General features: G+C 40.8%; 13 protein-coding genes and 3 pseudogenes. 5 read left to right on the forward strand and 11 right to left on the reverse strand.

What is annotated here, in order from left to right; all coding sequences use genetic code 11:
• Positions 1-169: 169 nt before the first annotated feature.
• Together ilvD and BTN49_RS05180 are read right to left on the reverse strand one after the other, a co-directional pair.
• Positions 170-2,011: a dihydroxy-acid dehydratase gene (gene ilvD, locus BTN49_RS05175; protein ID WP_097356287.1), complete on the reverse strand. Its 1,842-nt coding sequence runs from the start codon at positions 2,009-2,011 to the stop codon at positions 170-172.
• Complete coding sequence (locus tag BTN49_RS05180; RefSeq protein WP_097356288.1) at positions 2,004-2,969, reverse strand: branched-chain amino acid transaminase; 966 nt, start codon at positions 2,967-2,969, stop codon at positions 2,004-2,006. The genes ilvD and BTN49_RS05180 overlap by 8 nt, the downstream gene beginning before the upstream one ends.
• 338 nt (positions 2,970-3,307) lie before the next feature.
• On the opposite strand from BTN49_RS05180, the pseudogene BTN49_RS22035 reads away from it, so the two are divergent.
• Both BTN49_RS22035 and BTN49_RS05190 read left to right on the forward strand, forming a co-directional pair.
• A pseudogene (locus tag BTN49_RS22035) lies at positions 3,308-4,175 on the forward strand (IS982 family transposase); the annotation flags it as partial.
• Positions 4,176-5,323: 1,148 nt separating this feature from the next.
• Entirely contained in the window at positions 5,324-5,869 is a 546-nt protein-coding gene (locus BTN49_RS05190; RefSeq protein ID WP_097356289.1) for a hypothetical protein, read from the forward strand.
• Between the two features lie 301 nt (positions 5,870-6,170).
• Here BTN49_RS05190 and BTN49_RS15305 read toward each other — a convergent pair whose 3' ends face one another.
• The 6 genes from BTN49_RS15305 to def form a co-directional block, all read right to left on the reverse strand.
• The gene (locus BTN49_RS15305; RefSeq protein WP_199399380.1) at positions 6,171-6,302 is read right to left on the reverse strand and encodes a transposase; all 132 of its coding nucleotides are present in this window, start codon (positions 6,300-6,302) and stop codon (positions 6,171-6,173) included.
• Between the two features lie 48 nt (positions 6,303-6,350).
• Positions 6,351-6,575 carry a hypothetical protein gene (locus BTN49_RS15310; protein WP_199399381.1) on the reverse strand — a complete coding sequence of 75 codons (225 nt, stop codon included), beginning with the start codon at positions 6,573-6,575 and terminating at the stop codon, positions 6,351-6,353.
• 283 nt (positions 6,576-6,858) lie between these two features.
• On the reverse strand, positions 6,859-8,235 hold the full coding sequence (gene trkA / locus BTN49_RS05200) for a Trk system potassium transporter TrkA (protein ID WP_097356290.1): 1,377 nt from the start codon (positions 8,233-8,235) through the stop codon (positions 6,859-6,861).
• 73 nt (positions 8,236-8,308) lie between these two features.
• The gene (gene rsmB, locus BTN49_RS05205) at positions 8,309-9,604 is read right to left on the reverse strand and encodes a 16S rRNA (cytosine(967)-C(5))-methyltransferase RsmB (protein WP_097356291.1); all 1,296 of its coding nucleotides are present in this window, start codon (positions 9,602-9,604) and stop codon (positions 8,309-8,311) included.
• 97 nt (positions 9,605-9,701) lie between these two features.
• Positions 9,702-10,646 carry a methionyl-tRNA formyltransferase gene (gene fmt, locus BTN49_RS05210; protein WP_097356292.1) on the reverse strand — a complete coding sequence of 315 codons (945 nt, stop codon included), beginning with the start codon at positions 10,644-10,646 and terminating at the stop codon, positions 9,702-9,704.
• Between the two features lie 8 nt (positions 10,647-10,654).
• Entirely contained in the window at positions 10,655-11,167 is a 513-nt protein-coding gene (gene def / locus BTN49_RS05215; RefSeq protein WP_097356293.1) for a peptide deformylase, read from the reverse strand.
• A 472-nt stretch (positions 11,168-11,639) separates the two neighbouring features.
• On the opposite strand from def, the pseudogene BTN49_RS20480 reads away from it, so the two are divergent.
• Together BTN49_RS20480 and BTN49_RS13895 are read left to right on the forward strand one after the other, a co-directional pair.
• A pseudogene (locus BTN49_RS20480) lies at positions 11,640-11,824 on the forward strand (transposase); the annotation flags it as partial.
• 184 nt (positions 11,825-12,008) lie between these two features.
• Entirely contained in the window at positions 12,009-12,152 is a 144-nt protein-coding gene (locus BTN49_RS13895) for a hypothetical protein (protein ID WP_158523629.1), read from the forward strand.
• Between the two features lie 180 nt (positions 12,153-12,332).
• On the opposite strand, the gene BTN49_RS19015 is transcribed toward BTN49_RS13895, so the two are convergent.
• Positions 12,333-12,458, reverse strand: coding sequence for a hypothetical protein (locus BTN49_RS19015; RefSeq protein ID WP_263364220.1), 126 nt, complete (start codon positions 12,456-12,458; stop codon positions 12,333-12,335).
• 242 nt (positions 12,459-12,700) lie between these two features.
• Between BTN49_RS19015 and BTN49_RS05220 the strand changes: the two genes are divergently transcribed.
• Entirely contained in the window at positions 12,701-12,910 is a 210-nt protein-coding gene (locus BTN49_RS05220; RefSeq protein WP_158523630.1) for a transposase, read from the forward strand.
• 383 nt (positions 12,911-13,293) lie between these two features.
• Here BTN49_RS05220 and BTN49_RS05225 read toward each other — a convergent pair whose 3' ends face one another.
• On the reverse strand, positions 13,294-13,770 hold the full coding sequence (locus tag BTN49_RS05225) for a DUF494 family protein (RefSeq protein WP_097356295.1): 477 nt from the start codon (positions 13,768-13,770) through the stop codon (positions 13,294-13,296).
• Positions 13,771-14,406: 636 nt separating this feature from the next.
• Positions 14,407-14,698 (reverse strand): annotated as a pseudogene (locus BTN49_RS17515) (IS256 family transposase); the annotation flags it as partial.

The following is a 14,698-nucleotide window of genomic DNA, read 5'->3' on the forward strand; positions in this document are numbered from 1 at the left end:
ATTGCGATTAGTTCAGATATTTGGTAAATAACGCCTACGTGCATTAAAAACACTTGGCATATATTGAGGTTTAGTGAGTCCTAGTACTTCGTAAAGAAGTGCGATCAGAATATTGTACAAGTAATTTACATTGATTTGTGTATTGATTTTTGTGATTGGTGAGTAATGACTAATTCTCCAGTTTACTCCTATCACGAACGGCACCTCTGTCAGCACTGGTGGCCAAGCTAGCGTATGCTTTTAGTGCTAACGATACTGATCGTTCACGAGAAATTGGTGTCCAACCTCGTGCATCAGCGTCTGTTCTTCGTGTGGCAAGTTCAGTATTATCTACTTCTAATATGATAGAACGGTTTGGGATATTAATGCTAATTATATCACTTTTCTTTATCAAACCAATGGTACCTCCGCTTGCCGCTTCTGGTGATACATGACCGATAGATAGGCCACTGGTGCCTCCAGAAAATCGGCCATCAGTAATAAGTGCACAGGTTTTATCTAACCCCATTGATTTCAGGTAAGTGGTAGGGTATAACATTTCTTGCATTCCAGGACCACCCTTCGGGCCTTCATAGCGGATTACCACGACTTCTCCAGGTTTCACGTCACCAGCCAAAATACCGCTGACAGCTTCTTCTTGGGCTTCGAACACGTGTGCAGGCCCACGGAAAACGAAATTTTCTTTGTCGACCCCTGAAGTTTTAACAATACAACCATCCACTGCGATGTTACCGCTAAGCACGGCAAGGCTCCCTTCTTGGCTAAAAGCATGTTCTCGGGTGCGAATACAACCGTTTACTCGGTTATCATCAAGTGTGTCCCAACGGCAATTTTGGGAAAAAGCTTTAGTGGTTCGGATACCAGCAGGCCCCGCACGGAAGAAGGTTTTAACATCTTCATCATGAGTGACCATTATATCGTATTTGGCAAGAGTATCTGCCATGTTTTTACCCAAGATATTGGGAACATTAGTGTCCAGCAAACCAGCACGATCGAGTTCACCTAAAATCCCCATGACGCCTCCTGCACGGTGTACATCTTCCATGTGATATTTTTGGGACGAAGGGGAAACTTTGCATAGATGAGGAACTCGCTGAGAAATGCGCTCAATATCCACCATATTAAAGTTAACCTTACCTTCTTGTGCAGCGGCCAATAAATGTAGCACAGTGTTACTTGAACCTCCCATGGCGATATCTAAAGTCATAGCATTCTCGAAGGCGGCTTTATTGGCAATGTTGCGTGGCAAAACAGTCGAGTCGTCTTGTTCATAGTAGCGTTTGGTTAATTCAACAATGAGCTGACCGGCTTTTAGGAATAATTGCTTACGATCCGTGTGTGTCGCCAGCATGGAGCCATTACCAGGTTGGCTCAAACCGAGTGCTTCAGTCAGACAGTTCATAGAGTTAGCAGTAAACATACCTGAGCATGAACCACAGGTTGGGCAGGCTGAACGTTCGATTTGTTCGCTTTTCTCGTTAGATACCTTGGGGTTAGCTCCTTGGATCATAGCATCGATCAGATCGAGTTTTAGAAGTTTATTTGATAATTTGGTTTTTCCTGCTTCCATTGGGCCACCTGAGACAAATATCACAGGAATATTGAGGCGCATGGCTGCCATCAGCATACCAGGGGTGATTTTATCACAGTTTGAAATGCAAACCATGGCATCAGCGCAGTGAGCATTTATCATGTATTCTACAGAGTCAGCGATCAGTTCACGTGATGGTAAACTGTATAGCATGCCACCGTGACCCATGGCGATACCATCATCTATAGCAATGGTATTGAATTCTTTTGCGATGGCACCGCTCTTATAAATTTCGTGTGCAACAAGCTGTCCCATATCTTTTAAGTGAACATGCCCTGGGACAAACTGGGTAAAAGAGTTTACCACTGCGATGATTGGTTTGCCAAAATCTTCATCTTTGACACCAGTTGCGCGCCATAAAGCACGGGCACCAGCCATATTACGTCCATGGGTTGTGGTGGTTGAAGGGTATTTAGGCATTTACTTGTCCTTTTTTACTACTTATTTTAGCAATTGGATAGACTGGATCGAGCCATCCCCATTGATCTTCAGTTTGACCATTAAACAAGCCAAAAAATGCGGTTTGAATTTTTTCTGTTACTGACCCACGATCGCCTTCGCCTACAGTTATCTGATCAACACTGCGAACTGGCACAATTTCCACTGCAGTACCCGTCATGAATACTTCGTCGGCAAGGTAAAGAGATTCACGTGCAATGTTTTCTTCGCGTACCTCGTGACCCATCTGAGTAGCCAAGATAATGATCGAGTCACGAGTGATCCCTGGCAAGATAGCGCTGGTAGATGGAGGGGTTGAGATGACATTATTTTTTACCACAAATAAGTTTTCACCTGCACCTTCTGATAAATAACCCTGGACGCTTAGAGCAATGCCTTCTGCGTAACCATGACGGCGTGCTTCGCCACCTACGAGCAAGCTAGATAGATAGTTACCGCCAGCTTTTGCCACTGTAGGAATGGTGTTGGGTGAGGTGCGGTTCCAGCTTGAAATCATGGTATCAACTCCATTTTCCAAAGCCCCTTTACCGAAATAAGATTCCCAGTTAAATGCGGCAATGATAATATCCATTATCGTTTCTGGTGGAGGACATATGCCAAGACCGACATTACCAATAAAGCCAAGAGGGCGGATATATGCAGAGCGAAGCTTATTAGTCCGGAGTGTTTCTCGGCACGCCTCCATGAGGCTATCAACATTATATGGAATCGGAAAGCGATAAATTTTTGCACTGTCTTTTAAGCGTTGCATATGATCGCGATTGCGGAAAACAATCGGACCATTTGGTGTGTCGTAAGAACGAATACCTTCGAAAACAGATGTCCCATAATGCATGGCGTGAGTTAGAACGTGAACGGTGGCGTCTTGCCAAGAAATGAGTTCGCCATTTACCCAAATATAATCCGCTGTATTTGCCATTTTTTAATCCTTTTAATTGCATACTCGTATGATTTTAGTACAAGAGACTCTCTATATTAGAGATATAGTAATACGTTAAATTATTTTTGAAGGTGAGTCAGAGGTCAGAAGTTTTTCACCTTTAATATATTTAAATGACTTGAAGATACTAGTTGGAGCCTGAATTTAAGTCTGAAATGTGACACTTTCTAAGTGAGCTGCTAATGCCATTATTTAAAAATAACAGAAGGATTTATTAAATCCTAAATAACCCAGGCTGTGCAGTAAGAAACAAACTAAATGCCAAAGTCGCGATCTGATCGTTTGAAATAAACTATTGATTGCACAAGGATTTTGGCATGAATAACCTAGATGCTGTTTTCATCGATGTCACCGACTTCTGCCAGACTTTCCTCCTGCATGGAAAACATACCTAATTTCTTCCGGTATCAAACAAAGAAACAAACCTTCTTGCCTCTTAGTTAGCGAAGTGATAACGATAGTGATAGCTTTCCATCAATTGGGGTATTGAGACTTAAAAACCTATTACATCCACTTTTATTGTCGCTACCTCATCAACGAATTTCCTGAATTAGTTAGCTACACGAAGATACTTAAGCTCATGCAAGATATTCTAGTTCCGCTTTGCTCTTACCTCACTCACCGTCAGTCAAGGCCAACAGGAATTACCTTCGTTGATTCATCTAAGATACAGGTTTATCACAACCTCTGCATTCTCAGACATCAGCTTTTTAAAGATACCGTGAAGCAAGGGAAAGGAACGATGGGGTGGTTCTACGGCTTCAAGTCATACCTGATTATCAATGACCAAAGTGGTATTATCTCAATTAAAGTGACCACGTCTAACGTGGATGATAGAAAGCCTATATCGGAAACGGCTGAGGAGCTCTGGGGTGTTTATACGTAGACAAAGATTATATCGCTGATCCATTAGAGCGGGAACTTGTAGACAAGAGAGTGACACTAATAACGGGTATGAAAAAGAATATAAAACCCAAAGTTATGAAACTTTAAGATCGCCTGATATTCCGGAAATAATTTATTATTGAACCCGTTTTTGATCAACTAAAAACATATCTAAAATCTAGTACTCTAGGCACACATAGTTGTGTCAGCTTTATGGCGGGGCTCCTCGCGTATTCATTTCAACCAAAGAAGCCGAATATCAAGATAATTCGGCTTGATAAGCAAGCACTTATGCAGATCTGCGGTTACTTAACTTTTACTGTCTTCGATCGCTTACTAATGCAGGTGTATGTAGGGAATTTCAGCGGGAAATACATCAACATAAAAACTGAAGTGAGAAAACTTTCTAATCTACAAAGTAGAGTTTAAAAAGACCTTTCACCATCAGTGCCGTTTCAATCGAGATATCCGAAAATAGAAACCCACCATCACGATGACTGGGATGTTTTAGACAAGGCCATGCCTTAATAGAAGCGACGTCTATCTAGAAAGTGATTGAGCCTCGTTTTAATAATGCTTGGATTATATTGTTTCCAGTTGCCAAGCTTGTGCTTGGTCTTTTTCATTATAACCTCCCGCTTAACTCCATGATAATCTGATCGTAGGAATTGAGATTAGTTCAGATATTTGGGAAATAATGCCGTTAGGAGATGTTAGATAAGTTGCCTGTAATACGTTCTAAAATTACGAAATCTAGATTGACAAAAGGATACAATAATCGTCATTATTATTACTGATTGAAAGACGAGAAGTTTTATTTCTTATTTGAACACCTGAAATCCGGTATTTTTCCAGATCAGGAAGAAAAACTAGCTAGAAATCGCGTCTGAATTATTCATGCTTTCATGCTAAAGTTCTTTTGCGAGTGATAATTTAATTCCAACGATCAGATCGCGACTTTGGCATGCTTTCCTTGAAATATAACTTTATTTAGTTTGAATCATATCGATGTTAAGTTGAGATGCCTGAAGGTTGATGAATTACTAAAAGTAATACAATGCTAACGATAAGCTCATACACCTTGAAACCACTCATGTTGCATGTAAGGTACTCGTATTGCATGTTGCTAACATCATAACGCGAGTGTTCGGTAAAATCTCTAGTGCAGAAGTAAAAATGTGGTAGGACTGAGACTACTACATCTACCTCTAAGACTTAGCTCAGAGTAAATATGTTATTTTTGGCTTTTATTTGTTGATAATCTAGATTAAATTGCCTTATCATCCAGCTTGCCTGTTAAATCTTCAAAATGGTATTTTTCCGAATTTCCATGGAGTTGAGGATTGTAGGTCAGGTTAATATTAAATGGATTCTACCCACCCATCCCTGATGGAAATATGCATATAAACAATATTGTGCGTTATCGATAATATAAGAGATCATATTGAATGATGCTAGACCTTATCGCAGAAATCCTCGGATGGACATCGGTTGCTTTTTATATATCCCTCACAGTTTTTAATACCATTAAGTCCACACGATACGCGGCGTTTTGCTCCGCAGCCAATGACACGGTGTGGGCATTCTTGATGGGTTGGTGGCCAAAAGTGATCTTGAATATCTCAGTGGCCTCGTTGAATACTTACCGCTATGCAAAAGATTTCACTAGTACCTCTAAGGCGGTAATCATTGGGCTTGGTAGCATTATGGTTACGGGTATTCTCTACATAGTATATCTAGCGGTTACAGCATTCATGGTTGAACCAACACTGCCGGTTGCTCTACAATTTGCCGATTTAAGTGTAATTCTAGCAGCTCTCTACATGACGACATTAACCAACTATCGTCAACTGTTGTTGTTATCAGGTTTTATCGGTATGGCGGCTTATTATGGTAACCCACAAATGATGACCATCAAGGCCTTGGTTATTTGTATGATGACATACAAGTTGTTATATGACAGGTCACAGTCGAAGAAGATAAAAATATTATAAAATAATTTAACAAGCGCCCTCTGTCATTTGAAATACACAAGGTGTTATATCTTAATTTGCAATCAAATACTCTAAAAGAACATCGTTAACCAAAGATCTGCATAAGTGCTTGCTTATCAAGCCGAATTATCTTGATATTCGGCTTCTTTGGTTGAAATGAATACGCGAGGAGCCCCGCCATAAAGCTGGCACAACTATGTGTTCCTAGAGTACTCGATTTTAGATATGTTTTTAGTTGATCAAAAACGGGTTCAATAATAAATTATTTCCGGAATATCAGGCGATCTTAAAGTTTCATAACTTAGGGTTTCATATTCTTTTTTATACCCGTTATTAGTGTCACTCTCTTGTCTGCAAGTTCCCGCTCTAATGGATCAGCGATATAATCTTTGTCTACGTATAAACACCCCATCGTTCCTTTCCCTTGCTTCACGGTACCTTTAAAAACCTGATGTCTAAGAATGCATAGGTTGTGATAAAGCTATAACGTGGACGAATCAACGAAGGCAATCCCTGTTAGCCTTGACTGATAGTGAGTGAGGTAAGAGCAAAGCGGAACTAGAATATCTTGCATGAGCTTAAGTATCTTCGTGTAGCTAACTAATTCAGGAAGTTCGTTGATGAGGTAGCGACAATAAAAGTGGATGTAATAGGTTTTTAAGTCTCGATACCCCAATTGATGGAAAGCTATCACTATCGTTATCACTTCGCTAACTAAGAGGCAAGAAGGTTTGTTTCTTTGTTTGATACCGGAAGAAATTAGGTGTGTTTTCCATGCAGGAGGAAAGTCTGGCAGAAGTCGGTGACATTGATGAAAACAGCATCTAGGTTATTCATGCCAAAGTCCTTGTGCAGTCAATAGTTTATTTCAAACGATCAGATCGCGACTTTGGCATTTAGTTTGTTTCTTGAGCGCAGCTCAGGTTAAATAATATTATTCCAATAACAAAAAGTACGGATTGAAGATGAATCATAGAAGCCGGTTAGGATTAAAGGAAAAGTGGATTCGGCTGAAAAAGCCGCTCCACATCCTGAATATACTTTTTGTCCACTAAGAACATCACAATGTGGTCGTTTTGCTGAATAACTGTTTTATCATGTGCGATCAGAACTTCATCTTCTCGGACAATGGCACCGATAGTTGTGCCAGGAGGCAATTTTATGTTACCAATAGCTCGACCTACGACCTTAGATGTGCGGGAATCACCGTGTGCGATTGCTTCAATCGCTTCCGCTGCCCCATGGCGTAAGGAGGATACATTCACGATATCGGCTTTACGCACGTGTGTCAGCAAGGCGGAAATAGTTGCTTGCTGAGGTGAGATCGCCACATCAATCACACCACCTTGAACTAAGTATAAATAAGCAGCACGTTGGATTAGTACTAAGACCTTTTTGGCACCAAGGCGTTTTGCTAGCATGGCGGACATTATGTTGGCTTCGTCTTCGTTGGTGACTGCGATAAACACATCAATTTGATCGATATGTTCTTCACTGAGCAATTCCTGATCGGCGGCATCACCACAAAAGACAATGGTATTTCCGAGAATTTCCGACAATTGTTCAGCACGTTTAGGATTGCGTTCTATTAGTTTTACTCTATAGGCACTTTCAAGACTTTTTGCTAATCCAGCTCCGATATTACCACCACCTACAATCATTATGCGTTTGTATGGTTTCTCAAGACGTTGTAACTCGCTCATAACGGCACGAATATTATTACTTGCTGCAACGAAAAACACTTCGTCATCAGCTTCAATGATTGTGGTTCCTTGCGGACGGATGGGACGGTCTCTGCGGAAAATTGCGGCTACACGAGTGTCAATATGTGGCATGTGCTCGCGTAGTGCTGATAGTGCATTACCGACTAAGGGGCCGCCGTAGTAAGCTTTGACCGCGACTAGACCGACTTTATTGTCAGCAAAGTTAACAACCTGTAGTGCACCAGGATATTCAATCAAACGATTGATATAGCAAGTAACTAGTTCTTCTGGTGCAATCAAGTGATCTACTGGACAGGAATCGGTTTGAAACAGTTCTTCTTTGGCTGCGAGGTATTCTTGGCTTCGTATGCGTGCGACGCGGTTTGGAGTATTGTAGAGCGTGAAAGCAATTTGGCAGGCAATCATATTGATTTCGTCAGAGTTGGTGACGGCAACTAGCATGTCGGCGTATTGAGCACCTGCTTCAAATAAGGTGGAAGGATAACTGGCATAACCGTGAACAACTCTAAGATCGTATTTGTCTTGTAGCTCTCTGAGGCGTTCAGAGTTTATATCTACAATGGTGATATCATTGTTTTCGCCGACTAGATTTTCAGCCAATGTGCCCCCGACCTGTCCTGCCCCCAAAATGATGATTTTCATAACGTGTTGTGAACCTCGGTTCCTTTTTTTATTTGTTATGATCGGTGGTTCATTAGGATACAACAGAGTTGTTCTACGCCACTTTGATCAACGATATTTTATTTAATACTGCGTAATAGAAACCATCCATATTTTCTTGTCCTGGTAGGATTTGTCGTCCTAGTGATTTTGGTGTACAGGTTTCCAGTGAGGCATCGCTGGTTCGTGCAAGGAATGCTGAAACTTGCTCGTGGTTTTCTTGTGGTGTAATGGAACATGTCGCGTATACCAGTGTACCTCCTGGTTTGAGCTGTCTCCATATTGCGTCCAAAATTTCTGCCTGAAGTAACACAAGCCGCTTGATGTCATCAGGACGACGTAACCACTTTATATCAGGATGACGACGGATCACGCCAGTAGCTGAACAGGGAGCATCGAGAAGAATTCGGTCAAACTGTTCACCTATCGACCATTCTTCAGGATAACGGGCATCTCCACAAATTACTTGTGCAGTAAGCTTTAAACGTCTGAGGTTCTCTTCCACGTATATAAGTCGGGTAGGATCTACATCCATTGCGACAACCTTTGCACCCCCTTGGTGCTCAAGAATGTGGCAGGTTTTACTACCTGGGGCTGCGCAGCAATCTAAAATAAGATCACCTAGTTGAGGCTTAAGATAATCGACGGCTAGTTGCGATGCTGCATCTTGAACTGAGACCCAACCGTCAGAAAAACCTGGAAGCAGGTTGACATCACATGGTGTAGTTAAGTTTAACGCGTCTTCAGCTTCAGAGTGGATATTAGTATCGATTCCACGTTCAGTCAGTAGTGCCCGATAGCTGTCGCGACTATTGTGGATGCGATTAACGCGCAGCCACATTGGAGCTCTGTCATTGTTGGCTGAAATTACAAGTTCCCACTGTGAAGGATATGCGTTTTTAAGTAATTTAAGGAACCAATTAGGATGAACATATTTACCCGCATCGTGAGATATGGAGGCGATATCGAGTTTATTTTGGTTACGTTGATAATTACGTAAAACTGCATTAACCAAGCCGCGTAGTTGAGGTTTATTCAGCACTTTCGTTGCCTCCACAGTTTCTGCAACGGCTGCATAGGCAGGAATGCGCATAGAGGATATTTGGTAGAAACCAACTAGTATTAGGTAGTGGAAGACGCGTTGTTTACCTTCTAGTGGCTTATTTATTAACGTTTTGGTGATCGATTCTAGGCGAGGTAGCCAGCGAAGTACGCCATAGCAGATCTCTTTTAGAAGGGTATTATCCCGTTGTGCTATTTTTTGCTGAGCGAAGGGGAGTATCGTGGATAGTGATTGCCCTTGATCTACTACCTGATAGATAATCTGTGCAGCGACAGCTCTTACGTTCATTGAAGTTACCTTCGTCAGGATTTTTTTCATTGTCATTGTGTCACGAACGACAAACTGTGTTATTAATCACTAAAAAGTCTTGCTTGCTAGCATTGCTTTACAGGGTACTAGTAGGTTCAAACCAGTTCAGACGTGAGTTGATAATATCTGTAATGCTCATGGTTTTCTTACCTGGAGGTTGAAGAGAAGTCAGGCGCAATACCCCGTCTCCTGTGGCGACACGAATACCCATTTTGTCTACTGATAGAATTGTGCCTGGGGTTTTGTCGCTGGTTTCCATTTCTACTTCAGCATCCCACACTTTGATATTGTTCTTACCCACAAGAAAATAACTCATGGGCCATGGATTGAAGGCTCGAATGCAACGATCAATGGCAACAGCACTCAGTGTCCAATCTATCAGGGCTTCACTTTTGCTTAGCTTCTTGGCATAGTTAGCAAGTTTATCGTCTTGTTTTTTGGGGACTGTGCTACCCGCAGAGATATTATCTAAACACGAAATGAGCATGTTAGTCCCTATTACAGCCAGTCGCTCATAAAGCGTTCCGCTAGTTTCTTTATCAGCGATGTTCAGGGTTGTGATTTTTAGTATATCACCGCTATCAAGTCCTTCATTCATTTGAATGATAGTGACACCTGTTTGTTCATCACCGGCCAAAATGGCACGTTGAATCGGTGCAGCACCGCGCCAGCGTGGAAGAATAGATCCGTGAATATTTATACAACCCAGACGTGGAATAGCGAGTGCAACTTTTGGTAAAATCAGACCATAGGCCACGACGACCATGATATCCGCATCGATTGTTGCTAATTCACGCTGCGATTCTTCAGATTTTAGGGTAGTGGGTTGATAAATGGCAATGTCATTTTCAATCGCCAGCATTTTTACGGGGCTGGCAGTTAATTTTTTACCTCGTCCTGCTGGACTATCCGGTTTGGTGTATACAGCAACGATCTCGTGGTGTGAAGACAATAAGGTGGTCATATGACGAACAGCGAAATCTGGTGTACCTGCAAATATGATTTGTAGTGAGTTGCGCAAGGAAACCTCTAGCTCTTTTTTAGATTGGTGCGTTTTATTTTTTCGAGTTTTTGTTTGATACGTTGTTGTTTCAACGGTGAAAGGTAATCGATAAATAATTTTCCTTCCAGATGATCGAGTTCATGTTGAATACAAATAGCTAGTAGGTCATTGGCTTTGAACTGAAATTCTTTCCCGTTGTGGTCGAGTGCTTTTACGGACACTTTTGCTGCACGTGTTACCCACGCACGAATACTGGGTACAGAGAGGCATCCCTCTTCGAAAGTATATTCACCATTCTTTTCACGGATTTCTGGGTTTATCAACACTATAGGTTCGTTACGTATTTCAGATAAATCGATTACCACTATGCGTTGGTGGATATTAACCTGTGTAGCGGCGAGACCAATACCGTCTTCCTCATACATGGTTTCTAGCATGTCATCGACAATTTTATGGATTTCTGGTGTAACGATTTTTACCAGTTTTGCAACCCTGCGAAGACGATCATCTGGAAAGGTCAAAACTTGCAATACACTCATCAACTTCTCTTAAATTAAATATGTTGAACTGCGCCTTATCCTGCTTTTGTTATTGGGCTAATTTTAGATATTTTAAAATTCAAATGAAAGCCCCTAAACTGAAAGTATGATTTTGAAGATACGGAGAGCTTTAAAAAACGATCATAACTATATTAGACAGTACCTGCTATCTAAGTTTTAATGGTAAACTTGATTTATAGGAATTTCAATCGTTCTATCGAACAAGATAATGCTATCGTATCAAATCACTATGGTGTTTGTAGCAGTAAGAAGCTTTGTTTCCAAAATACCTGAACTAATCACAATTCCTACGATCAGATTAGCATGGAGTTAAGCTGGAGGTGATGATGGGAAAGGCCAAGAACAAGATCAGCAACTGGAAACAATATAATCAAGCATGAGTAATCCGCAGCTCAGTTACTTTTCGGATAGACGACCACGCCATTATCTAAAGTATCACGGTCATCGTTGACGTGGGTTTATATTTCCGGATACTGGGATTGAAACGGCACTGATGGTTAAAGGTATGTTTAAACTCCCACTTCGTGGATTATAAGGTTTTCTTAATTCGTTTTTTACGTTGATGAATGTTCCGCTAAAATCCCCTACATACACCCTGCATTAGGAATGCGTTCGAAGACCGTAAAAGTTAAGTACTTTTTGCTGAGTCGAGGAGCTGTCGCAAACTTCATCTTGCCGTTAATGTGTCTACTCATGAAGTTATTGTTGCAGACGTTAGCCTAGTTTCTGTGGATGATAATGAGGTTTTACCTATATTGATTAACCCATTACGACGAAAGATACAGTAAATTAGTGCTGATGGAGCCCATGACACCATAGCATGTCACCACGTACTGAAGAACAAAAGAATAACGCAACTATTCCACCTAGAAGCAGCTCGGAGTCTGGGGAGGAATGGCATCCTAGAAATAAAGCCATAAAGGCTTTAAAAGAGGACAAACTGGCGGAGTGGAAAAGGACATAGGTTGTCACAAACGCTCATTAGTAGAGACAACAATGTTTTGCTATAAACAGTTGCTCAACCCTAAACTTACGCTTTGTAAGTAACAACGCCATCCAGAACACCTTGCATGAGCTTGCGCATTTGCGTGTAGCTGACTAATTCAGGAAATTAGTTGGTGAGGCAGAGGAAAATAAAGTGGAACTAATGGGTTTTGAAATTTCGATATCCCAATTGATGGAAAGCTATTACTGTCATCCTCACTTCAGTAACTGAGAAGCGAGAATGTTTCTTTCTTTGACACAGGAGGAAATTAGGTGTTGTTTCCATGCGGGTAGGAGAATCTAGCAGAAGTCGTCGACTTCGCCAAAACAGCGTCTAAGTTATTCATGCCAAAGTCCTTATGCAGTCGATAATTTTTTTAAACAATCAGATCGATACTTGGATATTTAGTTCATTTCTTATGCGCAACGCGCGTTGGTTTAGTAATTGGAAACGTCAATAAAAAGGTATTTCACATATAGATCAAACAAGATTTATTTTCGAAAGTTCCAGAGTAAGCTATGATTGTTATGGATAATACGAGTATTCATAAGCGTAGCGACACACTGAAAGCAATTGAAGCTCGTGGTTGTACTTTAGAGTCGCTTTCTTCTCTTAACAATCCAGATCTTAATCCAATAGAACATAAATGGGGAAAGCTGAAGATTGTAAAAAATAAAGAGCGTTGTTCCATTAACGCGCTATTTTATCAGCATATAGATTATGCTAATTTATTTTAGCCTAGCTATAGCATATTAAAAATATAAATTAAATCTTTTCTTCACCGATAACTGATTGCGTGAAGAATACTTTATTCAATCAAGGCTCCAAAGCATACGTGGACTATTTTGTTACCAAGGAAAGATTATTGATCATCTCCTTCTCAGATAAGAACAACTTCCTATATATCAAGAGGGAATTTGCTTATACAGCGTGGTGTAAGTTTTTCAAATTCAAATTTGCTTAAACGAACCACGTTTGCTGTGCCTTATAACATGAATTTTTCCTATGTAGATCACAGTACATTTTACTCGATTACATGTTCATCTAAGATAACAAACTATTCGCTAATTTTTCATACCAAAATAATTTAATTCAAACAACTTACTAATTAAAAACAGTTTCAGTGGAGATTTTCATCTTCCGTCATGCAATAAAGCAATTCCTCCATCTGATCATAGGCACGCTCGTTGCCAGGCACATTGAACAACACCATAAGAATCACCCACTTCAGATCCTCGAGGACAAGTTCTTGTGTTTCCAATTCCATCACACGATCAATAGCCATTTCACGGGTTTCTGGATTCAGAACGCTGATTTGCTCAAGAAACATCAGAAAACCACGGCTCTCCGTGTCCAAACGACCCATTTCTTTCGCTGTAAAAATACGAACAGACGTTAATGAACTCCCTGACAAGTAGGGAATTTTATCAGCATCCTGCAACAAGGCCAGCTTCTCAAGCCAACTTAGCGCCTTATATATGTCTTCTTGGTGAAATCCAGCTCTTAGGAGCTCATCCGCTAACTCGTCCTGATCCACCATCAATTCTACATCACTATGAATATAGGTTTCAAATAGGTACATTAGGATCTCCATCATGGCTAGTACCTCCTCGTTCTGATATAGTCACTGGGTACTGTAGATACAACCCCGTATCTCTAGCTCTAACAACTTAATAATGATCTCGTGAAAGAATTAGTCGTAGATTTCTGCAAGAACGTCAATGTACCTTAATTCATTTCCTACGCTAGCCAACTGTTCAAAAATGGTAATTCTTTTCGCGAAATTTAAGTATGCACCACGTTTAAGGAACGATTCGCTGAGCAATCAAACAGCATAATAACCTACCCTAAAGTCTCTTCAATAGCTTTGACTAAAAATTCCCGCTGTTTATAGAGCCTGCTTACCTTATAAACATTAGGGTTATTTATTATATACCCAAATAACCTGAAGATGCAGATTTCAGCAATTTTTACTGCTGTCATGATCAAGGAATTTCTTTGCAGGTATAATGAGTTCCCTCAAAATTTGGCAAAACTCAGCTTCTCGGCAGTAACCGCGCTTTACGGGAAGGCATCAGCCTGACCCTTTTGTCGTTAAATACAGATGAAATTCATTCATGCCTTTTATCTGTTCAATAGTGCTAAATATATCATAGAAATGGATATGCCTTAAGCCCCACCACATATAGTTTCTGGGAGGAAATTCCTAGGTAAAATAAAATAGGAGCTATGGTCAAATCTGGTGTACAATTTCTAGAGCAATATCCTGATGATTGATGTTTATTTCACGAATTCCATTTCTGAATTTCAAGCCTCTGATGATATTCACGAGTAATTTAAAACCTCGCAAGCTACGCTAGGTAACCACAGCAGTTCTCATCAGTTTGCAGGCCATTGCCCGTGTCGTTTTTCGGCGTCCACAATTCTTGGTTTTGTTCATTCTTAATCCTCACAGTTGAAAACATTGATTCAATGGGGTTTGTCGTTCGAATATGTGTCCAGTGCTCAGCGGGGAAATCGTAAAA

The organism is Candidatus Enterovibrio escicola (genome assembly GCF_002464935.1).
Classification (GTDB): domain Bacteria; phylum Pseudomonadota; class Gammaproteobacteria; order Enterobacterales; family Vibrionaceae; genus Enterovibrio; species Enterovibrio escicola.